The sequence below is a fragment of the Paenibacillus sp. DRB1-1 genome, from assembly GCF_052119485.1.
Classification (GTDB): domain Bacteria; phylum Bacillota; class Bacilli; order Paenibacillales; family Paenibacillaceae; genus Paenibacillus; species Paenibacillus polymyxa_B.
Genome location: NZ_JBODQH010000001.1, coordinates 3,957,084 through 3,965,000, shown reverse-complemented (window position 1 = coordinate 3,965,000; position 7,917 = coordinate 3,957,084). Strand labels below are relative to the sequence as shown.

Sequence of the window (7,917 nt, the reverse complement as noted above, 5' to 3'; positions counted from 1 at the left end):
CTGTTTCTTTTGGCTGTGTCATCTCTTCTTTAGGGCTAGGCATATTCTCCTGCTTAGGCTGCGTCAACTCCGCCTTGGGCTGGGTAAGTTCTTGCTTGGTTGGGGATTCAGGTTTAGGCTGTGTCATCTCTTCTTTGACTGCGGTATTTTTTTTATTCTCAGTAAAATCAGACGCCTCTTCTTTATAGTGTGGAATATTAACTGTTTCTCCAACCAAAAGTGCGTTCGGGTTTTTAAGCTGGGGATTGGCATCAATAATTAGCTTAAGCGGTACATTCCACGCCTTGGACAACTTCCACAATGAATCTCCTTGCTTAACCTTGTGTTGATATACCGTTGACGGCTGTGTTTCCATCGTAACAGGGTCTGTTGGAATTTTAATTTTCTCGCCGATGCTCAACTGATTAGGGTCTGCCAATTGGGGATTGGCGGCAATAACTTTCTCCAGCGTCACATTATACTTCTGTGCCAGCAAGTACAGAGTGTCACCTTTTTTGACGATGTGTATTTTCACAGGTCACAAACCTCCTAGACTTTCGTTCGGGCGGGATAAACGCCCGGCTTCTGTTATTACATCCTATGCACCTCCCGGGCGAATGACCCCATACAAACAAAAAAATCCTCTCAACCGAATACTCTCACGAGCATTCAGTTAAAAGGATTCGGTTTTATTTTAGTCCTGCCACACTTTGTAGCCATCCTGATCCACGATCTTCCGGAACTCAGCCAGGAGTTCCAAAGTCACTGGGCCAGCAACGCCGGAGCCGATCGTACGACCATCCACTTCATAAGCTGCAATAACTTCTGCCGCAGTTCCTGTAAAAAACACCTCGTCCGCAACATAAACATCATGCAGTGTAAAAGGTTGTTCCTTAAGGGGGTATCCAAGCTTAGTACACAAATCGATAATAGCATTACGAGTAATCCCTTCAAGCGCTCCCAAATAGCAAGGAGGTGTATATAACACTCCGTTTTTGACAATGAAAATGTTGTCCGCAGAGCCTTCCGTCACATACCCTTGGGAATTAAGCATAATAGCCTCACCTACACCAGCATAGTTAGACTGGATCTTCACGAGGATATTGTTGAGATAGTTCAATGATTTAATCTTCGGATTCAAAGCATCTGGGATGTTGCGACGCTGAGAGACAGAAATTGTCTTCAGGCCAGTCAAGTAAGCTTCTTCCGGGTAAATGGCGAGCTGCTCCACGATAATGATAACACTCGCCTTCGCACAACGAAGAGGATCTAAACCTAGATTTCCTGCACCTCGGGATACAATCAGACGGATATATCCGTTACGCATTTCGTTAAGACGAATCGTTTCAGCCATTGCTTCCAACATTTCATCAGGAGACAACGGAATGTTTAATTGAATGGATTTCGCAGAATCATACAGACGCTCCAAGTGCTCCTTACATTTAAAAATATTCCCGTTATAAATACGAATGCCCTCGAATATACCGTCTCCGTACAAGAATCCATGATCATATACGGAAACCTTTGCATTTTCCTTAGTCACATGCTGCCCATCCAGATAGATCCATTGTTCTGCCATTAAAACCACACCTCCGATTAATGTTCCTTTAAAATAGGTTCGATCGCTGCTTCAACATACTTGTAGCTTGGATAAGAGCCAAGAATACGTACATGGCACCCCAAAGCCTCGATCTCTGCAAAGGCTGCCGGAAGCAGAACGGAATGCAGAGATTCCAAAACTTCAATGTAAAAATAATAATTCCCCAATTGCTTTTTGGTCGGACGCGATTCAATACGGGACAGATTTAACCTGCGCCATGCAAATGCGGATAAAACCTGGTGCAGCGCTCCCGGGAAATCCTGCGGCGGCGTGACCAAAATACTGGTTCGTTGACCTTCAGGCGTACCCGGGAGACTTATAGGTTGATGGCCGATCAAGACGAAGCGGGTAAAGTTGTTATCGTGATCCGTCACTTTACTGGCCAAAATATCCAATCCGTGTTTGGCAGCCGCAAGCTTGGTTCCGAGAGCGGTCCAGCCTTTACCGGGGTTATGTTTAACAATTTCGACGGCTTCTGCCGTACTTCCTGCACTCTCCAGCTCCGCCTGAGGTGCGGAAGTCTGTATGAATTCTTTACACTGGGGAAGCGCTACAGGATGAGACATAATTTTGACCACTTTGCTCAAATCCAGCTTGTCCAAATCCTTCGTAAACTCACTACGATGTCCAATAAGATTTTGAATTGAAGGATATACCCATTCCGCCTGCATTTGAATGTCTACTTCATGTACAAGCCAATCCATATGCAAACTTACAGAGCCATCAATCGTATTTTCAATGGGAATTACACTATAGTCTGCCTGTCCCTTGTCTACTGCCTGAAATACGTCCGCAATATGCTTGTAAAACAGTAATTCATGGGGCATATCTCCTAACAAATACTTAATCGCTTCATGAGAAACGGTCCCCTCAGGAAGAAGTGCAATTCGTTTCATATCGTAAGTTCCCCTTTAATCATATCCATAAAAGGGAGTGTATTCCCTTCTGTATATACTTTAACTCCTTCACTCTCAGGGCGCAATTTTAAAACAGAAGCAGTGATCCCCTCTTTGTTCATGGTATCCGTTAAATACTGCTCCAGCTCCGCTTTCCGATTCTCCCGTTGATCCATCAATGCCAGCAGCGTCGGTCCAGCCCCACTGAGAGCCACACCCAAGGCACCATAATGGTGCGCATCCTGCAGGATCTCTGTCATACCCGGCACAAGCGCCGCACGGTAAGGCTGATGAAGCTGATCACGCATCGCTTCGGCAATTAAATCGGTTCTTCCCGACGCCAATGCTGCTACCAGCATGGAAGCATGACTTATATTATATACGGCATCCTTCAATGATACATGCGCGGGTAGAACCTCTCTGGCTTTCGACGTGGACAGCTGAAAATCTGGAATAACTACCATAACCTCCAGATTAGCATCCGGTTCAAGTCGTAAATGCCTAGCATGCTCGCCATCCCACATCGCTGTAATAATACCACCAAACAGGGAAGCTCCAACATTATCCGGATGTTTTTCAATGGCGCTTGCCATATCAAACAGCTTGGAATCCGGCAGAGGCGAGCCAATCAACGTATTGGCAGCGACCAAAGCGCCCACAATGGCAGAAGCACTGCTGCCCAAACCACGAGTAAGCGGAATATCCGAGTACATCGAAATATCGAGCTCAGGAACAGATACACCTGCTTCCCGAAAAACCATTTGTGCTACCTTGAAAATCAGATTAGTTTTATCTTGGGGAACACCATTCATTTCATTTCCGTATAAATGAAAAGCCGTCTGTTCGGCCTCCTTCATTTCAATCCATGCATATAAGGACAATGCCATGCCCAATGTATCAAAGCCGGGACCCAAGTTGGCCGTACTCGCAGGCACACGCACTCTTGCTGTTTTTAAAACGGTCATACAGACAATTCCTCCTGCTTTTATTGACTATCCCTCTACTCGATATACGCTCTTGATGCGACGGATGACGTCCAAAGTTTCAAAATGCTCCAAAACCTTTTTCATACTCGCTTTACTGGCTAAATGAGTCACGATAATAATTTCAGCATCGGGGTTAACCTCATTCGGTTGCTGCACAACAGATGCCAGACTGACATCAAATTCAGCAAATACTTGCGTAATCCGTGCCAACACCCCTGCTTTATCATCCACATGCAGAAGCACGAAGTTTTTGAAATACACATCTTCATCGTTACTAATTTTTTTAGGATTGTAAGGAACGATGGCTTTAAGCCCATTGACACCAAGTTTGAGATTTTTCACTACAGCTACTAAATCGGCTACAACCGATGTTGCCGTCGGCATTTCACCTGCACCCGCACCATAAAACATGGTTTCACCCACTGCTTCACCATGCACATACACCGCGTTGAATACCCCATTCACTGAAGCCAGTGGATGCTGCTTGCGTACCATGGTCGGCTGAACGTTAATCGTAAATTCATCACCTTGGCGCTCTGCAATGCCGAGCAATTTCATTTCATATCCTAGTTTTTTAGCAAAAGCAATATCTTCACTGGTTACCTTTGAAATGCCGCTGACACTTACATCCTTGAGCTCTACATTAGAGCGGAAACCAAGCGTGCCGAGAATTGCCATTTTACGAGCTGCATCCAGTCCTTCCACGTCTGAGGTCGGATCCGATTCAGCATACCCAAGCTCCTGCGCTTCCTTGAGAACTTCCTCGTACGAGGCCCCTTCCTGACTCATTTTTGTTAAAATAAAGTTTGTCGTACCGTTCACAATCCCCATAATGCGGGTAATGCGGTCAGAGGAAAAGCCTTCAATTAATGTACGAATGATCGGAATACCACCCGCTACACTAGCTTCATAAAAAATATCACACTGCTTTTCCTGCGCCTTTGCTAATACTTCAGAACCGTGCAAAGCCATTAAGTCCTTATTTGCTGTTACGATGTGTTTCCCCCGCTCCAGCGCTTCAAGAATGTACTCCTTCGTCTGATCAACGCCGCCCATAACTTCAATAATTACATCAATTTCAGGATCCCGAATAACTTCCCATGGGTCCTCAGTAAGCTTGGCCGTCTCCACTTCAATGGAACGATATTTTTCTATGTTTTTTACAGCTATTTTTTCAATGATGATCGGTGAACCGACTTGTCTGCTCAAGTCTTCCTGATTGCCTTCTACGATTCGAACGACTCCCGTTCCAACCGTCCCCAAACCTAACAATCCTACTTTGACCGGTTTCATCCATTCCCCTCCCGCGAACTTATGTCTAATGAACTGTATTGCCTTAACCTTGCCCAATCAGGCGAACACGTTTAACTCCAGAGATGTCTTCCAAGCCCTCCAGTAGAACACCCAACTCTTCACTGAGTCTGGACATTTCTACCGAGATGACTACGTTGGCTCTGCCTTGCAGTGGAATACTTTGCTGGATCGTCAGCACATTGCCTCCGAAATCAGCCACTCTGCCAAGCACCCTGGACAACATTCCGGATTGATGCTCTAAATCAATAGAGATATTGACAATTCGCTCACGCTCCAGCTGGTTAACCAAATGTATGCCATCCTTATATTTATAAAAGGCGCTTCGGCTTAGCCCAACTTGCTCCACGGCATCATGCACGGTTTTAACATCTCCTGAAGCCAGCAGCAGTTTCACCTGTATGGTCTTAACAATAGCTTCAGGCAAAATATCTTCCCGTACCAAGTAATAGCGCTCTTTCAAGAACGTCCTCTCCTCAAAGACTTATGTTTTTGTATAGAGGACATTATATCGAAACTCTTGAAAATCGGCAAGCAAACAATGCAAAAAACGGCTACTGCCTTCTATAGAGTTTCCTATAGTACAGTAACCGTTCAGGTTTTAGACCTTTATTTGAAATTTAGTAGTAGCTGCTGCCTTCAACAAATTCGAACTCGAAATCAGCAATGCGTACAGATGTACCATCTTTGGCGCCACGCTTGCGTAACTCAGCATCCACACCCATATGGCGTAACGTTCTTGCTAATTTCAAAATGGCATCATGCGAGTTCAACTGCATGCGCTTCATCATGCGCTCAATTTTAGGGCTCTGCACCACGAATGTGTCGTTTTCACGCACAATTGTAAAGCCATCGTCTTCTGCTGTATCCAGCTTAAATACCTTACGTTCATTGACTTCTGCTACTTCCTCAACAACCGGCTCGTCCGGTATTTGATCCAGCAAATCAGCAGCCCGGTAGAGCAATTCCTTCACACCTTGACGTGTCAGTGAGGAAATAGGCATGATTTCAAGATCAGGACGTATAGAAGCAATCTGCTCTTTGAAGTGAGTCAGGTTTTCTTCAGCTTCCGGCATATCCATTTTATTGGCCGCCACAATTTGTGGACGCTCAGCCAATGTTGCATTATATTGCTTCAATTCGTCGTTAATTTTAGTCCAATCTTCAAACGGATCACGTCCTTCGGAGCCCGCCATATCCACGACATGGATAATAATACGTGTCCGCTCAATGTGCCGCAGAAATTCATGACCCAGCCCAATACCTTCATGAGCTCCTTCAATCAAACCAGGCAAATCCGCCATCACAAAGTTACGATGATCACCCACATCCACAACGCCCAAATTCGGAGTAATCGTTGTAAAGTGGTATGCCCCAATTTTCGGTTTTGCGGAAGATACAACCGACAACAAGGTAGACTTCCCTACACTAGGGAACCCGACCAAACCTACGTCAGCCATTACTTTTAACTCAAGCGTGATATAACGTTCTTGTCCCTCAGCGCCGTTCTCAGCCAACTCAGGCGCTGGATTATTCGGCGTAGCAAAACGGATGTTCCCGCGTCCTCCGCGTCCTCCTTTAGCTACAACAACTTGTTGACCATGACGTGTCATGTCTGCTACTACTTCACCAGTATCATCATCTATGATGACCGTTCCCGGTGGTATACGTACGATCATGTGCTCCGCATTGGCTCCGTGTTGGCTTTTGTTGCGACCTTTTACTCCACGCTGGGCTTTAAAATGACGTTGGTACCGAAAATCCATCAAGGTACGCAAACCCTCATCTACACGGAAAATTACGTCTCCACCGTTTCCTCCGTCACCACCACCTGGACCACCTTCAGGAACGTATTTCTCACGGCGAAACGCAATCAATCCGTCTCCACCGTCACCGCCTTTAACAAAAATCTTCGCTTTATCTACAAACATGGTTACACCTTCCTTATGTCTGGCACTGCATCCGAATTTGAAGCATTTCGCCCGTAGGGAGCTTCTCTGTTCGAATGCGTTCACTTCCGAGTACGGATCTGACCCGCTTTAGGATATTCAAATCCGCAGGTATGTCACTTCCTTCAAAACGGACGATAACATCATTCTGATCCATACCGAAAAAAAGTGTCAATCTGCGCACTTCTCCCCAGGACGACCGGCCCCCGCCATATTGATACGCACGCACCGTTTCTATGACGGCCGAGGCAAGCGACTCGCCGTCTTCGGGAGACATGACAGCGTCTAACTTTAACTGCTCCTCAACCTGTACCGACAACTGTAAATTACCAGCGTTCACGCGAAAAGACTGCAAATAAAACACCAGTGAGGGAATACCCAACTTAGATATTTTACTGTCTTCCGCCACGCGCCCTTTTATTGTTTCCACATAAGCAACAGATTTATCATGCTTATTCATACGAATATATCCATAAAGCACCTGCAAGTCATTCATCCAGTCATGCCGATGATGGTTAAGCATTGAAATCGCTGTACGCTCAAAAGAACGCAAAGCAGCTTTCCGCTCATACTCAACCTGTCTTTGCGTATACCACATACCAAAGCATGCAGCAACTACAGACCATACTGCTAATAAAATAATCGTTAATACTTCAGGATAGAGCAGTGAAAAAACCAAAGGAATCAGAATGGAACCCAACGCCAGATAAGGCGCTCTTATCCGCTGGAACATGGCTTCTCTCCGTTCTGCGAAATTAAATGGATTATTAAAGAACCTTAATCCAGTATAGCACAGACTATCTTTCCAGTTCATTACCATCATGCAAAAAAGCCCCCGACAAAAGTGCCGGAGGCTTTTCAGCGTGTCTAAGCCGCTATTAAGCTTCTACAGTAGCTGCTACTGGAGCAACGTCGATCGGGTAGATGCTCACCTTTTTGCGATCACGGCCCCAACGTTCGAACTTCACAACGCCGTCCACTTTCGCGAACAGAGTGTCGTCCTTACCGATGCCCACGTTCGTGCCCGGGTGAATTTTCGTTCCGCGTTGACGAACCAGGATGCTACCGCCGGTAACTGCTTGACCGTCAGCACGTTTCACTCCAAGACGTTTCGATCTACTGTCACGTCCGTTTTTTGTGGAACCTACACCTTTTTTCGATGCGAATAATTGAAGATCCAATGTCAATTTCAACAT

At 45.7% G+C, this 7,917-nt stretch carries 9 protein-coding genes (1 of these 9 cut by a window edge); all 9 read right to left on the bottom strand.

Annotated elements, in window-relative coordinates; translation table 11 throughout:
* Window positions 1-514: the 5' end (the start) of a LysM peptidoglycan-binding domain-containing protein gene (locus ACQW03_RS17645; protein WP_441950868.1), read on the bottom strand. Its footprint begins 1,097 nt before the window's first position; the window shows 514 of its 1,611 coding nt (coding positions 1-514); it begins with the start codon at window positions 512-514; its stop codon lies beyond the left edge, outside the window.
* 159 nt (window positions 515-673) lie between these two features.
* Window positions 674-1,558 carry a branched-chain-amino-acid transaminase gene (gene ilvE, locus ACQW03_RS17640; protein ID WP_076294400.1) on the bottom strand — a complete coding sequence of 295 codons (885 nt, stop codon included), beginning with the start codon at window positions 1,556-1,558 and terminating at the stop codon, window positions 674-676.
* A gap of 17 nt (window positions 1,559-1,575) precedes the next feature.
* Window positions 1,576-2,475 (bottom strand): prephenate dehydratase, encoded by a 900-nt coding sequence (pheA, locus tag ACQW03_RS17635; protein WP_071642563.1) that lies wholly within the window; start codon window positions 2,473-2,475, stop codon window positions 1,576-1,578.
* The gene (thrB, locus tag ACQW03_RS17630; RefSeq protein WP_071642564.1) at window positions 2,472-3,440 is read right to left on the bottom strand and encodes a homoserine kinase; all 969 of its coding nucleotides are present in this window, start codon (window positions 3,438-3,440) and stop codon (window positions 2,472-2,474) included. The genes pheA and thrB overlap by 4 nt, the downstream gene beginning before the upstream one ends.
* A gap of 27 nt (window positions 3,441-3,467) precedes the next feature.
* The gene (locus ACQW03_RS17625) at window positions 3,468-4,754 is read right to left on the bottom strand and encodes a homoserine dehydrogenase (protein ID WP_023989944.1); all 1,287 of its coding nucleotides are present in this window, start codon (window positions 4,752-4,754) and stop codon (window positions 3,468-3,470) included.
* A 43-nt stretch (window positions 4,755-4,797) separates the two neighbouring features.
* Window positions 4,798-5,235 (bottom strand): ACT domain-containing protein, encoded by a 438-nt coding sequence (locus ACQW03_RS17620; RefSeq protein WP_013311587.1) that lies wholly within the window; start codon window positions 5,233-5,235, stop codon window positions 4,798-4,800.
* Between the two features lie 157 nt (window positions 5,236-5,392).
* Window positions 5,393-6,703, bottom strand: a complete 1,311-nt coding sequence (gene obgE, locus ACQW03_RS17615) for a GTPase ObgE (protein WP_023989945.1) — start codon at window positions 6,701-6,703, stop codon at window positions 5,393-5,395.
* Between the two features lie 13 nt (window positions 6,704-6,716).
* The gene (locus ACQW03_RS17610; RefSeq protein WP_013311589.1) at window positions 6,717-7,454 is read right to left on the bottom strand and encodes a Spo0B domain-containing protein; all 738 of its coding nucleotides are present in this window, start codon (window positions 7,452-7,454) and stop codon (window positions 6,717-6,719) included.
* Window positions 7,455-7,599: 145 nt separating this feature from the next.
* On the bottom strand, window positions 7,600-7,917 hold the full coding sequence (gene rpmA / locus ACQW03_RS17605) for a 50S ribosomal protein L27 (protein ID WP_013311590.1): 318 nt from the start codon (window positions 7,915-7,917) through the stop codon (window positions 7,600-7,602).

Bases quoted from the DNA above. Each gene is read 5' to 3' on its own strand.
- rpmA (WP_013311590.1), bottom strand. From the start codon at position 7,917: ATGTTGAAATTGACATTGGATCTTCAATTATTCGCATCGAAAAAAGGT.
- obgE (WP_023989945.1), bottom strand. From the start codon at position 6,703: ATGTTTGTAGATAAAGCGAAGATTTTTGTTAAAGGCGGTGACGGTGGA.
- pheA (WP_071642563.1), bottom strand. From the start codon at position 2,475: ATGAAACGAATTGCACTTCTTCCTGAGGGGACCGTTTCTCATGAAGCG.
- ilvE (WP_076294400.1), bottom strand. From the start codon at position 1,558: ATGGCAGAACAATGGATCTATCTGGATGGGCAGCATGTGACTAAGGAA.
- thrB (WP_071642564.1), bottom strand. From the start codon at position 3,440: ATGACCGTTTTAAAAACAGCAAGAGTGCGTGTGCCTGCGAGTACGGCC.
- ACQW03_RS17610 (WP_013311589.1), bottom strand. From the start codon at position 7,454: ATGTTCCAGCGGATAAGAGCGCCTTATCTGGCGTTGGGTTCCATTCTG.
- ACQW03_RS17625 (WP_023989944.1), bottom strand. From the start codon at position 4,754: ATGAAACCGGTCAAAGTAGGATTGTTAGGTTTGGGGACGGTTGGAACG.